Annotated in this window: 14 protein-coding genes; 5 read left to right on the top strand and 9 right to left on the bottom strand. The window is 77.5% G+C overall.

Translation table 11 applies throughout. The features are described from left to right. Window positions 1-101 precede the first annotated feature (101 nt). Window positions 102-2,054, bottom strand: a complete 1,953-nt coding sequence (acs, locus tag ACI79X_RS10060; protein WP_457025261.1) for an acetate--CoA ligase — start codon at window positions 2,052-2,054, stop codon at window positions 102-104. A 134-nt stretch (window positions 2,055-2,188) separates the two neighbouring features. Here acs and ACI79X_RS10055 point away from each other — a divergent pair, with 134 nt between their 5' ends. Then, window positions 2,189-2,893, top strand: a complete 705-nt coding sequence (locus tag ACI79X_RS10055) for a (2Fe-2S)-binding protein (RefSeq protein ID WP_457025260.1) — start codon at window positions 2,189-2,191, stop codon at window positions 2,891-2,893. 1 nt (window position 2,894) lies between these two features. Here the strand turns inward: ACI79X_RS10055 and hflX are convergent, their stop codons facing one another. The 3 genes from hflX to ACI79X_RS10040 form a co-directional block, all read right to left on the bottom strand. After that, window positions 2,895-4,055, bottom strand: coding sequence for a GTPase HflX (hflX, locus tag ACI79X_RS10050; protein WP_457025259.1), 1,161 nt, complete (start codon window positions 4,053-4,055; stop codon window positions 2,895-2,897). A 95-nt stretch (window positions 4,056-4,150) separates the two neighbouring features. Then, window positions 4,151-5,155, bottom strand: a complete 1,005-nt coding sequence (locus ACI79X_RS10045; RefSeq protein WP_457025258.1) for an S-adenosylmethionine:tRNA ribosyltransferase-isomerase — start codon at window positions 5,153-5,155, stop codon at window positions 4,151-4,153. A 68-nt stretch (window positions 5,156-5,223) separates the two neighbouring features. Continuing rightward, window positions 5,224-5,919, bottom strand: a complete 696-nt coding sequence (locus ACI79X_RS10040) for an SDR family NAD(P)-dependent oxidoreductase (protein WP_457025257.1) — start codon at window positions 5,917-5,919, stop codon at window positions 5,224-5,226. 46 nt (window positions 5,920-5,965) lie between these two features. Between ACI79X_RS10040 and soxR the strand changes: the two genes are divergently transcribed. The 4 genes from soxR to ACI79X_RS10020 all read left to right on the top strand — a co-directional run bounded on the left by soxR (window position 5,966) and on the right by ACI79X_RS10020 (window position 9,108). After that, the gene (gene soxR, locus ACI79X_RS10035; RefSeq protein ID WP_457025256.1) at window positions 5,966-6,472 is read left to right on the top strand and encodes a redox-sensitive transcriptional activator SoxR; all 507 of its coding nucleotides are present in this window, start codon (window positions 5,966-5,968) and stop codon (window positions 6,470-6,472) included. Between the two features lie 49 nt (window positions 6,473-6,521). Then, the gene (gene ygiD, locus ACI79X_RS10030) at window positions 6,522-7,364 is read left to right on the top strand and encodes a 4,5-DOPA-extradiol-dioxygenase (protein WP_457025255.1); all 843 of its coding nucleotides are present in this window, start codon (window positions 6,522-6,524) and stop codon (window positions 7,362-7,364) included. Window positions 7,365-7,496: 132 nt separating this feature from the next. Then, a complete protein-coding gene (locus ACI79X_RS10025) occupies window positions 7,497-8,450 on the top strand; it encodes a hypothetical protein (RefSeq protein WP_457025254.1) in 954 nt (317 codons plus the stop codon). After that, on the top strand, window positions 8,431-9,108 hold the full coding sequence (locus ACI79X_RS10020; RefSeq protein WP_457025253.1) for a class F sortase: 678 nt from the start codon (window positions 8,431-8,433) through the stop codon (window positions 9,106-9,108). Before ACI79X_RS10025 ends, ACI79X_RS10020 begins: the two co-directional genes overlap by 20 nt. 3 nt (window positions 9,109-9,111) lie before the next feature. Here ACI79X_RS10020 and ACI79X_RS10015 read toward each other — a convergent pair whose 3' ends face one another. The 5 genes from ACI79X_RS10015 to cobA are packed head-to-tail and all read right to left on the bottom strand — an operon-like array spanning window position 9,112 to window position 13,158. Then, entirely contained in the window at window positions 9,112-9,402 is a 291-nt protein-coding gene (locus ACI79X_RS10015) for a helix-turn-helix transcriptional regulator (protein WP_457025252.1), read from the bottom strand. Further along, entirely contained in the window at window positions 9,399-10,253 is an 855-nt protein-coding gene (locus tag ACI79X_RS10010) for an ABC transporter permease (RefSeq protein WP_457025251.1), read from the bottom strand. The genes ACI79X_RS10015 and ACI79X_RS10010 overlap by 4 nt, the downstream gene beginning before the upstream one ends. After that, the gene (locus tag ACI79X_RS10005) at window positions 10,250-11,182 is read right to left on the bottom strand and encodes an ABC transporter ATP-binding protein (protein ID WP_457025250.1); all 933 of its coding nucleotides are present in this window, start codon (window positions 11,180-11,182) and stop codon (window positions 10,250-10,252) included. Before ACI79X_RS10005 ends, ACI79X_RS10010 begins: the two co-directional genes overlap by 4 nt. Window positions 11,183-11,242: 60 nt before the next feature. Further along, entirely contained in the window at window positions 11,243-11,950 is a 708-nt protein-coding gene (locus ACI79X_RS10000) for an SGNH/GDSL hydrolase family protein (protein WP_457025249.1), read from the bottom strand. Continuing rightward, the gene (gene cobA, locus ACI79X_RS09995) at window positions 11,947-13,158 is read right to left on the bottom strand and encodes a uroporphyrinogen-III C-methyltransferase (RefSeq protein WP_457025350.1); all 1,212 of its coding nucleotides are present in this window, start codon (window positions 13,156-13,158) and stop codon (window positions 11,947-11,949) included. The genes ACI79X_RS10000 and cobA overlap by 4 nt, the downstream gene beginning before the upstream one ends. Window positions 13,159-13,195 lie beyond the last annotated feature (37 nt).

The raw sequence follows: 13,195 nt of genomic DNA, 5'->3' as shown, positions 1-13,195 counted from the left end.
CCGCACGCGGCGGCCTGCCGGTGATCGTCCCCCATGATCGCCGCACGCGCGCCCCGGCCTCCCCTGATCGTGCGGGGAGACCGGGGCGGCGAGGTCCTCCGTCAGTCGTCGGAGCCGCTGCTCGCGGGGAGCTTCTCCTTGATCAGGTTCATGACCGAGGAGTCGGTGAGCGTGGTGACGTCACCGAGCTCGCGGTTCTCCGCGACGTCGCGCAGCAGCCGCCGCATGATCTTGCCGGAGCGGGTCTTGGGCAGCTCCTGCACGACCATGATCTGCCGCGGCTTGGCGATCGGCCCGATGTCGCGGGCGACGTGGTCGCGCAGCGTCTGCACCAGGTCCTCGCCGGAGTCCTGCGCGCTGCCGCGCAGGATGACGAACGCGACGATGCCCTGGCCGGTGGTCGGGTCCGACGCCCCCACGACGGCGGCCTCGGCGACGGTCGGGTGGCCCACCAGCGACGACTCGACCTCGGTGGTCGAGATGCGGTGCCCGGACACGTTCATGACGTCGTCGACCCGGCCCAGCAGCCAGATGTTGCCGTCGGCGTCCTTCTTGGCGCCGTCGCCGGCGAAGTAGACGTTCTTCCCGAACCGGGACCAGTAGGTGTCGACGTAGCGGTCGTCGTCGCCCCAGATGGTGCGCAGCATCGACGGCCACGGCTCGGTGAGCACCAGCAGGCCGGTGGAGTCGTCGCCGAGCTCGTTGCCCTCGTCGTCGACGACCTTGGCCGAGATGCCGGGGAACGGGTGCTGCGCCGAGCCCGGGACGAGGTCGGTGACGCCGGGCAGCGGGGTGATCATGTGCGCGCCGGTCTCGGTCTGCCACCAGGTGTCCATGATCGGGCAGCGGCCGCCGCCGATGTGCTCGTGGTACCAGAGCCACGCCTCGGGGTTGATCGGCTCGCCCACCGAGCCGAGCAGGCGCAGCGAGGTCAGGTCGAAGCCGGCGGGGATGTCCTCGCCCCACTTCATGAACGTCCGGATCACCGTGGGGGCGGTGTAGAGGATCGAGACGCGGTACTTCTCGATCAGCTCGAACCAGCGGCCGCGGTGCGGTGTCTCCGGCGTCCCCTCGTACATCACCGACGTCGCCCGGTTGGCCAGCGGCCCGTAGACGATGTAGCTGTGGCCGGTGACCCAGCCGACGTCGGCGGCGGTCCAGTAGACGTCGGTGTCGGGCTTGAGGTCGAAGGTCGCCCAGTGGGTGAACGCGACCTGGGTGAGGTAGCCGCCGGAGGTGTGCAGGATGCCCTTCGGCTTCGCCGTCGTGCCCGACGTGTACATGATGTACAGCGGGTGCTCGGCGTCGAACGCCTCGGGCGTGTGCTGCGGCGACTGCCGGTCGACGACGTCGTGCCACCACAGGTCGCGGCCCTCGGTCCACTCGACGTCCTGCTCGGTCCGCCGCACCACCAGCACGTTGCGGACGCCGGGGCTGCGGCCGACGGCGTCGTCGACGGCGGGCTTGAGCGCGCTCGGTGCCCCGCGGCGGTAGCCGCCGTCGGCGGTGATCACCAGGACGGCGCCGGCGTCGTCGAGCCGGCTGGCCAGCGCGTCGGCGGAGAACCCGCCGAACACGACCATGTGGACGGCGCCGATGCGGGCGCAGGCCAGCATCGCGACGACCGTCTCGGGGATCATCGGCATGTAGATGGCGACCCGGTCGCCGGCCTGCACGCCCAGCTCGACCAGCGCGTTCGCCGCCCGGCAGACGTCCTCGGTCAGCTGGGCGTAGGTGATCGTCCGGGTGTCGCCGGGCTCGCCCTCCCAGTGGTAGGCGACCTGGTCGCCGTGCCCGGCCTCCACGTGCCGGTCGAGGCAATTGTAGGCGACGTTGAGCTTCCCGCCGACGAACCACTTCGCGAACGGCGGGTTGCTCCAGTCGAGCACCTCGTCCCACTCCTGCGCCCAGCTCAGCCGGCGCGCCTGGGCCTCCCAGAAGGCCAGGCGGTCGCGGTCGGCCTCGGCGTACACGTCCGGGCCGACGTTCGCGGCGGCGGCCAGCTGCTGCGGCGCCGGGAAGCGGCGGCCCTCCGGCCCGGTCGACTCGCTCACGTGGGGCTCCCTCCGTCTCGGTCAGGTCCACCGCCGGTCCGGCGGCGTGTGCCAGCACACACCGTAGGGCCCCCGGGACCGCGCGGCGCGGCCCTCTGCAACCGGACTGCAGCGGTCTCGCGGAGACTGGCCCGGTGGACGGCGGACCGCAGGCGGCGGTGGCGGCCCGGGTGCCCGGGGCCGCCGGCCTCGGCCTGCTCGCGCCGCCCTCGGCGCGGCGCCTCCCGGCGGCCCTGCTCGCCGACCCCGGGTGGACGGCGGAGCGGGTGGCCGCGCTGGGCGCCCGGCACCGCAGCGCCGACCGGCGGGCCCTGGCCACCGTGTGGTGGTACTCGGCGTCGGCGGTGCTGCTGACGCCGGTGGCCGCGGGCCTGGCCACCGGGCGCCCGCTGTCGGCGCGGCTGGCCGACACGGCGCTCTACGAGGTCGGCGGCGTGCTGCTGGCCGGGGTGTCCTCCGCGCCGGCCGGGGACGACCCCGCCGGGGAGCTGCGCGCCGCGCTCGGGTCGGCGGTCGCGGCGGTGGCCGAGGCCGGCGGGATGCGGCCGCGGCCGCTGTGGGCGGTGGCGACCGACTCGCTGGCCGGCCGGCTGCTCGCCGTCGGCCGGGCCCTGGGCGCGGTGGAGGCCGTGACCGCGCTGGCCGCCCCCGTCGCCGCGGCGGTCGGGCACCCGATGCCCGCCCCGCGCTACACCGACGTCGGCGGCACCCGGTTCGTGCGGCGCGCCTCCTGCTGCCTGCTGGTCCGGCTGCCCGGGCAGCCGATGTGCACCGCCTGCCCGGCCCGCGCCCCCGGGCACCGCCGGCTGCTCCTGGAGGACGCCGCCGGGCTCTGGTGAGTCAGCGGGCCAGCGCGTGGGCGATCGCGGCGCGCAGGTCCTCGACGCCCTCCCCGGTCACCGCCGACACCGGGACGGCGCCGGGGTGGGCGGTGCGCAGGGCGGCCATCCACCCGGGCGGGGCGACGTCGGACTTGTTGAGCGCCAGCAGCTCGGGGTGGTCGCGCGCGCCGATCTCGTAGAGGACGCCGCGCACCGCCGTCACCTGGCCCAGGGCGTCGGGGGCGGAGGCGTCCACGACGTGCAGCACCAGGTCGGCCTCGGCGACCTCCTCCAGCGTGGCCCGGAAGGCGTCGACCAGCTGGTGCGGGAGGTGGCGGACGAAGCCGACGGTGTCGGTGAGCGTGTACTCGCGGCCGTCGGGGGTGCGGGCCCGGCGCACGGTCGGGTCGAGGGTGGCGAACAGCGCGTCCTGGACGAGCACGTCGGCGCCGGTGAGCCGGTTGAGCAGCGCCGACTTGCCGGCGTTGGTGTACCCGGTGAGCGCGACGGAGGGGACCCGGTTGCCCCGGCGCCGGCTGCGGGTGCGCTGCCGGCGGGCGGCGGTCTCGCGCACCTGCGCCCGCAGGGCGGACATCCGGCGGCGCAGGTGCCGGCGCTCGGTCTCCAGCCGCTGCTCACCGGGTCCGCGGACGCCGGTGCCCGCACCGCCGGCCGTGCGACCGCCGCCGATGCGCGACAGCTCCGTGCCCTGCCCGCGCAGCCGCGGCAGCTGGTAGGCCAGCTGTGCCAGCTCGACCTGGGCGCGGCCCTCGCTGCTGCGGGCGTGCTGGGCGAAGACGTCGAGGATCAGCGCGGTGCGGTCGACCACCCGGGCGCCCACGCGGTCCCCGAGGTTGCGCGCCTGCGCCGGGGAGAGGTCGCCGTCGGCGATGACGAGCCGGGCGCCCTCCCGCTCGACGAGGCCGGCGAGCTCGGCGACCTTGCCCGAACCGAGGTAGGTGGCCGGGTCGGGGTGCCGGCGCGCCTGCACCATCCGGCCCACCACGGCCACGCCGTCGGTGTCGGCGAGCCGCTCGAGCTCGTCGAGCGGGTCGACGTCCCCGCTGCCCGGGTCGGCGTCCTCGGGTCGCAGCCCCAGCAGCACGGCCCGCGGCGGGCCGCCGTCGTCCTCCGCCGCCCGCCCGTCCTGCGGCGCCCCGAGCAGCCACGTCCCCGCCATGTCGGCCCCCGGCCGTCAGGCCGGGGAGGAGGGCCGTCCTGGCCCGGTGCCCCGGCGTCCCCAGCCTCGCCTCCCCGGCTGCCGGGCGCCACCGCTCAGGGCAGGAACAGCATCGAGTCGCCGAACTCGTGCCACAGGTACCCGCCGTCGGCCGCGGCGCGGTAGGCGCGGGCCACCAGGTCCCCGCCGGCCACCGACCGCAGCAGCCGCAGGTGGCTCGCCTCCGGCGCGTGCAGCCCGGTGAGCAGGCCGCTCACCGCGCGCGCCGGCCGCTCCGGTCCGAGGACCAGGTCGGTCCAGCCCTCGCCCGGGCGCGTGACGCCGTCCCCGCCGGTGACGGTCTCCAGCGCGCGGGTGACCGTGGTGCCGACGGCGACCACCCGCCGCCCGGCCGCCCGCGTCGCCGTCACCAGCCGGGCGGTGACCTCCGGGACGCGGTACCGCTCGGGCGCCGGCGGCTCGTGCACCTCGGGGCTGGAGACGCCGGCGTGCAGCACCAGCGGCACCACCGGGACGCCCCGGGCCATCAGCCGGACCAGCAGCCGGTCGGTGAAGGGGCGCCCGGCGCTGGCGTTCTCCGCGCTGCCGGGCTCGGTGGCGTAGACGTTCCGGACGTCGGCGAGGGCCACCGGCGCCGTCAGGTACCCGTAGCGCACCGGCTCGCCGTGCCGTGCCAGGTAGGCGGGCACCGCCACCGCGGGCGTCGCGTGCGCGCGCCACAGCCGCCCGGGCGCCGCCGGGTCGGGGAAGCCCGCGCGCAGCACCAGGCGCACGCCGCCGGGGAGGCCGAGCGCGGTGCCGGGGTCCAGCCGCGTCTCGGGGCCGTCGTCGGTGGGGCGGCGCACCTCGACCACCCACGAGCCGTCGTCGAGCGTCGTGGACACGTGCAGGGGCGTCGGCGAGCCGTCGGCGCGGCGGGCGGTCAGCCGGGCGGGCAGCGTCGCGGAGGTGTTCACGACCAGCAGGTCGCCGGGCTCGAGCAGGTCGGGCAGGTCGCGGAAGCGGGCGGAGGTGAGGCTGCCCGGGCGCACGGCCAGGAGCCGGACACCGTCGCGGGCCAGGCCCCGGTGCTCCGGCGGCTCGGTGGCCACCGTGCCCATGGGGACCGTGCCCCTGGGGACCGCGCCCCTGGGGACCGCGCCCATGGGCGCCGCCGCGGGCGCGGCGGTCACGACCGGACCGCCGGCGCCAGGCCGGCGAGCCGCACCCGCGGGCCGGGGACGTCGCCGTGGAGCAGGTCCAGCAGCGCGGCGGCGACGTCGGCCGGGTCGGCGAGGCCGGCGGGGTCGGCGCCGGGGTCGGCCGCGGTGTGCATGTCGGTGGCCATGTCACCGGGGTCGACGGCGAGCACCCGCAGGCCGGGGTGCTCGACGGCGAGGACGGCGGTGAGCAGGTCCAGCGCGGCCTTGCTCGCGCCGTAGCCGCCCCAGCCCTCGTAGGCCTCGACGGCGGCGTCGCTGCTCACCGACACGACGGTGCCGCCGGCGCGCTCGAGGGCCGGCAGCGCGGCCTGCACCAGCGCCAGCGGGGCGACGGTGTTCACCCGCAGCACCTCTTCGAGGGCGGCGGGCGGGAGGCCGGCCAGGCGCGGCAGCGGCACCGGGCCGAGGACGGAGGCGTTGAGCACCAGCAGGTCGAGCCGGTCGCCGGCGGCGCGGGCGAGGGCGGCGCGGTGGGCGGGGTCGGTGACGTCGCCGGGCAGTGCGGTCACCAGCTCGGGACGGGGGAGGGCGCGGACGGCGGCGGCGAGCCGGGCGGCGGCACGGGCGTCGACGACGACCCGCGTGCCGCGGCGGGTCAGGGCGGCGGTGAGGGCCAGACCGAGGCCGCGGGAGGCGCCGGTGACCAGGGCGGTGTTCGACATGGGGCTACGCTCGGACCTGAAGTCGACTTCAGGTCAAGGGGGCGCCGTGGAGCTGCTCGCGATCGGGGAGGTGGCCGCCCGCTCGGGCCTGGCCCACTCGGCCCTGCGCCACTACGAGGCCGAGGGGCTGATCAGCGCCGAGCGGGCGCCGGGCGGGGCGCGCCGGTACCCGCGCTCGGTGCTCCGCCGGCTGGCGTTCGTCCGCGCGGCCCAGAACGTCGGGCTGTCGCTGCCGGAAATCCGCGCGGCGCTGGCCTCGCTGCCCGACGGGCGCACGCCGTCGGCCCGCGACTGGGAGCGGCTCTCGCGCGACTGGCGCGACCGGCTCGACGCGCAGATCGCCGCCCTGGAGCAGCTGCGCGACGGGCTGACGTCCTGCATCGGCTGCGGCTGCCTGTCGCTGGCCTCCTGCGCGCTGTCCAACCCCGGCGACGCCGCCGGCCGCGAGGGCCCGGGTGCCCGCCGGCTGTCCCCGCTGCTGCGCCGGCTGCCCCCGGCCGGGCGGGCCGCCGTGCCGGCGGCGCCTCGCGCTCCCGGGCCCGGGGCGCGATGATCCGGACGGGAGCGTGCCGACGACGGAGGGGGAGAGCCGAGTGACCGTCATGCCCGCTGCCTTTATCGGCCACGGCAACCCCATGAACGCGCTCGAGCGGAACCGCTACACCGAGGCGTGGGCGGCGCTCGGGCGCACCGTCCCGCGCCCGCGGGCGGTCCTGGTCGTGTCGGCGCACTGGTACGTGCACGCCACGGCGGTGACCGCGATGCCGCGGCCGCGCACCATCCACGACTTCTTCGGCTTCCCGCCGGAGCTCTTCGACGTCGAGTACCCGGCGCCCGGCCTGCCCGAGCTGCAGGAGCAGGTAGCCGACGTCGTCGCCCCCACCTGGGTGGGCGCCGACGTGGACAGCTGGGGCATCGACCACGGCGCGTGGTCGGTCCTGCGGCACGTCTTCCCCGACGCCGACGTCCCGGTCGCGCAGCTGTCGATCAACGCGCTCAAGGGCGCCGACTACCACCTCCAGATGGGGGCCGCGCTGGCGCCGCTGCGCGAGGACGGCGTCCTGGTCGTCGGCAGCGGCAACGTGGTGCACAACCTCGGCGGGGTCAGCCGGGCCATGCCCGACGCGGGCTTCGACTGGGCCCGGCGCTTCGACGAGGCCGCCCGCGAGTGCCTGCTCACCGACCCCGCGTCGGTGACCCGGCTCGACGGGCACCGCGACTTCGACCTCGCCGTCCCCACGCCTGACCACTTCCTGCCGCTGCTGTACCTGGCCGGCATCGCCGCGGCCACGGGCACGACGGCGGACGTCCTCGTCGACGGCTACGCGTACGGCTCGCTGTCGATGACCTCCTACACGGTCGGGATGCCCGCGCCCCCCGCCCAGGGCAACGGCTTCGCCGCGCCGCTGCCGGACGGACCGCCGCCGGACGGCGCCAACATCTGAGAACGGTCATCGGTTCGCTCCGGAACGTGACGGCGAGCCGGCGGGACGGAGGCGTCCGTCACCGATCGATGTCACGGTCGTTGGGCCGGGACAGGAACGCCGCTCCTGTCCTGACGTCCCCTGGGGGTCCCGTTGTCGCCGTCCTCGCACCGCTCCCCGACCCGCGGACCGTGCGGCCGCCGGGCCCTGCTGGTCATTGGCCTCGTCACCGGTCTGGCAGCCGCCGCGGTCGCGCTGCCCGGGGTGGCCGCGGCCGCGCCGGGCGACGCGCCGGCGAACCCGCTCGAGGAGGTCGTCACCACCCTCGAGCAGGCGGGGACCGGCCAGGGCGGGGGCGGGCAGGGCGGGGACGGGCAGGGCGGGGACGGGCAGGCCGGGGGCGCCGCCGCGCCGCCGCCGGCGCCCGGCGCCGACGCGCTGCCGCTGCCCCTGCCCGGTGGCGGTGCCGGCTCCGGGGCGCAGCCGCCCGCCGACCCGGCCCCCGCGGAGGAGGGGCCGGTCCCGCCGGTGCCGCAGGAGCTGGTCGCCGTCCTGCAGTCCGCCCTCGCCCCGCTCGGCGTGCCGGAGCACTGCGTCCAGGGCGTGGCCGACGGCGTGCGGGGCCTGCTCGACGGGGTGCTGTCGCAGGACCCCGCCGCCGCGGTGCAGGACCTGGTCGGCGGGCTGCAGGGCGCGCTGACCGGGCTCGCGTCCGGGCAGCCGCCGGCGCTCGACCCGGCGGCCCTCGGCCCCGCCGCCGAGCAGGTGGCCGGGGACGTCGAGGAGCTGCTCGCCGCGTTCCAGGCCTGCCTGCCGGCCGGCCACGGGGCGCCCGCACCGGCGCCGGAGCCTCCGCACGGGGCCCCGCCGCCGGCCGCGCCCGCCGCGGCGCCCGGAGCCGGGCACCCCGTGCAGTACCTCGGCTACGCGCCGACCGGCGGCGGCGAGGACGCCGGCACCGTCGAGGCGGCCGGCACCGTCGAGGCGGCCGGCACCGACGACGCCGGCGGCGTGCCGCTCGCACTGCTCGGCGGCGGCGTGCTGGTCGCCGGCGCCACCGGTGCCGCCGTCTCCCGGGCGCGGTCCCGTGCGGTCCGTCGCCGGTGAGCTCTCCGGTCAGCGGCTGCCGCTGCTGGCCTTCCTCGTCCTCCTGCTCGCCGGGGCCGGGGTGTTCGTGTGGACGGGCCGCCCGGCGGCCGACGCCGCGGCGCCCCCGGGGACGTCGCTCGCGGCCGTCCCGGCGACCGGCGAGGTGCCGGCCCTCCCCGCCGCCGGGGCGCCGGCCGACGGGCCGGTCGTCCCGGCGCGCATCGCCATCCCCGCGATCGGCGTCGACACCGCCGTCGAGAGCCGGGGCACCGTGCGGTACGAGAACCCCTTCACCGGCGAGGCGGTCGACGGCTACGGGGTGCCGGCGTCGATGCGGACGACGTCGTGGTGGTCCGACGGGCCCGCGCCCGGCTCCGGGCGGATGGCCGTGCTGCTCGGCCACGCCGGCGCGGACGGCGGCGCCGTGTTCGACCCGCTGCCGGAGCTCACCGCCGGCGACGAGGTGGTGCTCGTCGACGCCGGCGGCGCGGTGCTGTGGCTGCGGGTGCTCGGCGAGCCGGTGACCGGCCTGGACAAGGCCACGCCGGCGCTGGCCGAGGCGCTGAACGGCCACCCGGAGGGCGCCGACCTCGCGCTGGTCACCTGCGGCGGCGAGTACGACGAGGAGGCCGGCGCGAGCGAGGACAACACCGTCGTCTTCGCCGGCGTCGTCTGAGCCTCAGCCGGCCGCGAGGCCGCCCGCCCGCCCGCCCGGTCCGCCGTCGGCCGGGCGGGCGGCGTCGCTGATCCGCGGGAACGGCCGGGTGGAGAACACGACCTCCACCGGCAGCCCGAAGAACTCGGCGATGCGCAGCGCCAGGTGCAGGCTCGGGTTGTACTCGCCGCGCTCCAGGTAGCCGATCGTCTGGTAGTGCACGCCGAGCGCGTCGGCCAGGTCGCGGCGGGTCACCCCCTGCTCGGCGCGCAGCAGGGCGATCCGGTTGAAGACCGCGTCGCGGTCGCCGCTCACCGCACCCACTGCAGGGAGGCCTCGCGGGCCGCCTCGACCGTGGAGCCGGACTGCCGGCGGGCCATCCGGCGCAGCACCCGCGGGGTGACCAGCGCGCCGGCCACGGCCCAGGCCGCGAGCACCAGCACGGTCAGCCCGGTGCGCCAGGAGTCGCCCACCTCGAGGGTGACCGCCTCGTCGGGGAGGAAGGCCGACCGCAGGCCCAGCCCGATCCAGTAGACGGGGAAGACCTGGGCGAGGCCCTGCACCCAGCCCCACAGCGCCTGCAGCGGGAAGAAGATCCCCGAGATCGCGGTCAGCGTGAGGACGGGCAGCATCCCCCAGGTGCCCACCTTCTGCGTCCCGGGCACCACCGAGCCGAGCACCATCCCGAGCGGGAGGGTGGCGAGCAGGCCGAGGACGACGACCCACGCCACGGTCAGCCAGCCGGCCGCCCCGCCGGACATGAGCCCGTCGAACAGCAGCAGGCTCGGCACGAGGATGGTCAGCAGTGAGGGCAGCAGGCTCAGCGAGTGGTAGGTGAGCTGCCCGGTCACGTAGCCCTGCATGCCGTGCGGCAGCGCCTTGTGCCGCAGCAGCGTGCCGTCCTCGCGCTCCATGGCCAGCGCGAACGCCGGGCCGATCACCACGCCGAAGGCCAGCAGGGCGCCGAGGATGCTCGGCAGCGCGTAGGTCGGGTAGAAGAGACCGGAGTCGCCGATCTCGTTGTCCCGGTTGAACCACAGCAGCAGCAGGGTGCCCACCGCCGTGAACAGGTAGAAGCCCTGGTCCTGCGGGCTGCGCACGCTCTGCAGGAACTCCGTCCAGCCGCGGCGCAGGCCGAGGCCGATCGCGTGCCGGGTCGGGTTCATCGCACGACCTCCTCGAGCACCGGCTGGGTCCGGGCGCCGGACTCGAACCGCTGCACCATGGCCAGGTAGGTGTCCTCGAGGCTCGCCCGCCGCACCTCGAGGTCGGTGAGCTCGTCGCCGTGCTGCTCGACCAGGCGCCGGACGAAGGCGACGACGTCGTCGGTCGGGTGCACGAAGCGCTCGGGCCCGCAGGCCCAGCGCACCTCGGACCTGCCGGCGACCTGGCGGCCCAGCTCGTCGGCGCTGCCGTCGGCGACGATCCGGCCGCCGGCCAGGATGAGGATGCGGTCGGCCAGCTTCTCCGCCTCGGCGAGGTCGTGCGTGGTCAGCAGGATGGTGGTGCCCTCGAGGTCGGACAGCCGGTGCACCAGGTCGTGGAAGTCGCGGCGGGCCTGCGGGTCGAAGCCCGCCGTCGGCTCGTCGAGGAACAGCAGCTCGGGGCGGCCGATGATGCCCACCGCGACGTCGAGCCGCCGCCGCTGGCCGCCGGAGAGGCCGACGATCTTGCGGTCGGCGTGTTCGGTGAGCCCGACGGTGTCCAGCAGCCAGCCGACCTCGTAGGGGCGCGGGCGCTCGGGCGTGGAGTAGGGCGTGTAGTAGGCGCCGAGCTGGGTGAGCAGGCGGCGCGGCGTCCAGCGGGCGTGGTCGCGCCAGGACTGCAGGACCACCCCCACCCGGGCCCGCCAGGCGTCGCCGGCCCGGATCGGGTCCTCGCCGAGCACGCGGACGGCGCCGGCCGAGGGGGCGCGGAAGCCCTCCAGGATCTCGATGGTCGTGGTCTTGCCCGCGCCGTTGGGGCCGAGGAGGCACACCACCTCGCCGGCGGACACGGTGAGGTCGACGCCGGTCAGCACCTCGTTGGTGCCGTAGGCCATCCGCAGGCCGCGGACGTCGACCACGGGGTCGTCGGGACTGTCGGGACGGGGCATCGTCGCCTCCGGGTGCGTCGGTGGCGAGATAGTAGGACTGCTACATCCGCAGTGGCAACACTACGTCGGCGTGGCGACCGCGACCCGGGCGAGCGCGTCGGCCCACAGCCGGCAGGCGGCCGCTCCCGGGTGGAAGCCGTCGTCGGCGAACAGCCCCGGACCGTCCAGCGGCGGCGCCGGCGCGTGCCGCACCCCCGGCCGCGACAGCCCGGCCAGCGCGGCGTCGAGGTCGCTGGCCTGGCGGGCGAGGACGCCGCGCAGGGGCCGGGGCAGGGTGGGGAAGCGGCCGAGGTCGGGTAGCCCGGCGAGCACCGTGACCCCGCCGGGCGCGGTGAGCGGGGCGAGCGCGTCGAGCAGCGCGGTGACGTCGCGCAGCCAGGCGGCGGGGGAGCGCATCCGCAGCGTGTCGTTGACGCCGAGGGCCACCAGGACGACATCGGCGGGCGGCCCGGCCAGCCCGGGGACCAGGCGCGGCGTCGCCTGCGCGGCCGTCGTGCCGGTGCGGGCCGACAGCCGCCAGCGCACCCCCCGCCCGCTGGCGGCGGCCAGCGCCGCGGCGAACCGGCCGGCCAGCGCGTCCTCCTGCCGGGCCACCCCGACGCCCGCCGCGGTGGACTCGCCGAGCACGGCCGCGGTGAGCGGCGGCCCGTCCCCCGGCACGCTGCCGGCGCGGGGGCCCGCCGCCTCGGGCAGCACCGGCGTCCGCCGCCGCACCCCGGCGCCCTGCGCGAGCAGGAGCGGGGCGAGCGCGAGCGCCGTGCCCCTCACGCCGGAGGCGGCTCGAGCCGGGGCGCGAGGCCGACCACGTCGCCGACCACCCACACCGCCGGCGGGCGGATGCCCTCGTCGGCGAGGGTCCGCGCGAGGCCGGCGAGCGTGGTGCGCACGACGCGCTGGGTGGGGGTGGAGCCGTCGGCGACGACGGCGACGGGCGTGCCCGGCGCGCGGCCGTGCTCGACCAGGGCCGCGGCGATCGCCGGCGCGGTGTCGACGCCCATGAGCACCACGACCGTGCCGCGCAGCCGGCCGAGGGCGGGCCAGTCGACCAGCGACTGCGGGTGCCCCGGCGGCACGTGCCCGGAGACGACGACGAACTCGTGGGTCAGCCCCCGGTGGGTGACGGGGATGCCGGCGAGGCCCGGGACGCCGATCGCGCTGGTCACGCCGGGCACGACCTCCACCGGCACGCCCGCGGCCACGCACGCCTCGAGCTCCTCCATGCCGCGGCCGAAGACGAACGGGTCGCCGCCCTTGAGCCGCACCACCCGCTTCCCGGCCAGCGCGTGCTCGACCAGCAGCGCGTTGATCTGCTCCTGCGCCATGGACCGGCCGCGGGGCAGCTTCGAGGCGTCGATGACCTCGACCTCGGGCGGGAGGGAGGCCAGCAGCCCTTGCGGCGCGAGGTGGTCGGCGAGGACGACGTCGGCCTGGGCGACGGCCTGCTGGCCGCGCACGGTGACCAGTCCGGGGTCGCCGGGCCCACCGCCGACGAGGACGACGCTGCCGGTGCGCCCGCCCTCGGGCTCGCGGGCGGCGCGGTCGCGGATGCTGCCGTCGGTGAGCCCGGCGACGACGGCGTCGCGCACGCCGACCGCGCGCTGCGGGTCGCCGCCGCCGTGCACGCCGACGACGAGGTCGCCCTGCCGGCCGACGGCGGGGGTCCACACGCTGGAGGCGGACCGGTCGTCGGCGCGGGCGCAGAACACCCGCAGCCGCTCGGCCTCCTCGGCCACCGCGGCGTTGACGGCGGGGTCGTCGGTGGCGGCCACCGCGTACCAGGCGCCGTCGAGGTCGCCGGGCTCGTAGCGGCGGCGCACCCAGGTCAGCGAGCCCGGCTCCACCAGCGCCTCCAGCGCCGGGGTGACCTCGGGGCTGACCACGGTGACCCGGGCGCGGGCCTCCAGCAGCCCGGCCACCCGGCGGTGGGCGACCGAGCCGCCGCCGACCACGACGACGCGGCGGTCGAGCAGGCGCAGGCCGACGGGGTAGACGACGCCGCTCGCGGGGTCGACG

This window comes from Geodermatophilus sp. SYSU D01119 (genome assembly GCF_054049975.1).
This window is presented reverse-complemented; position numbering and strand designations above follow the sequence as displayed.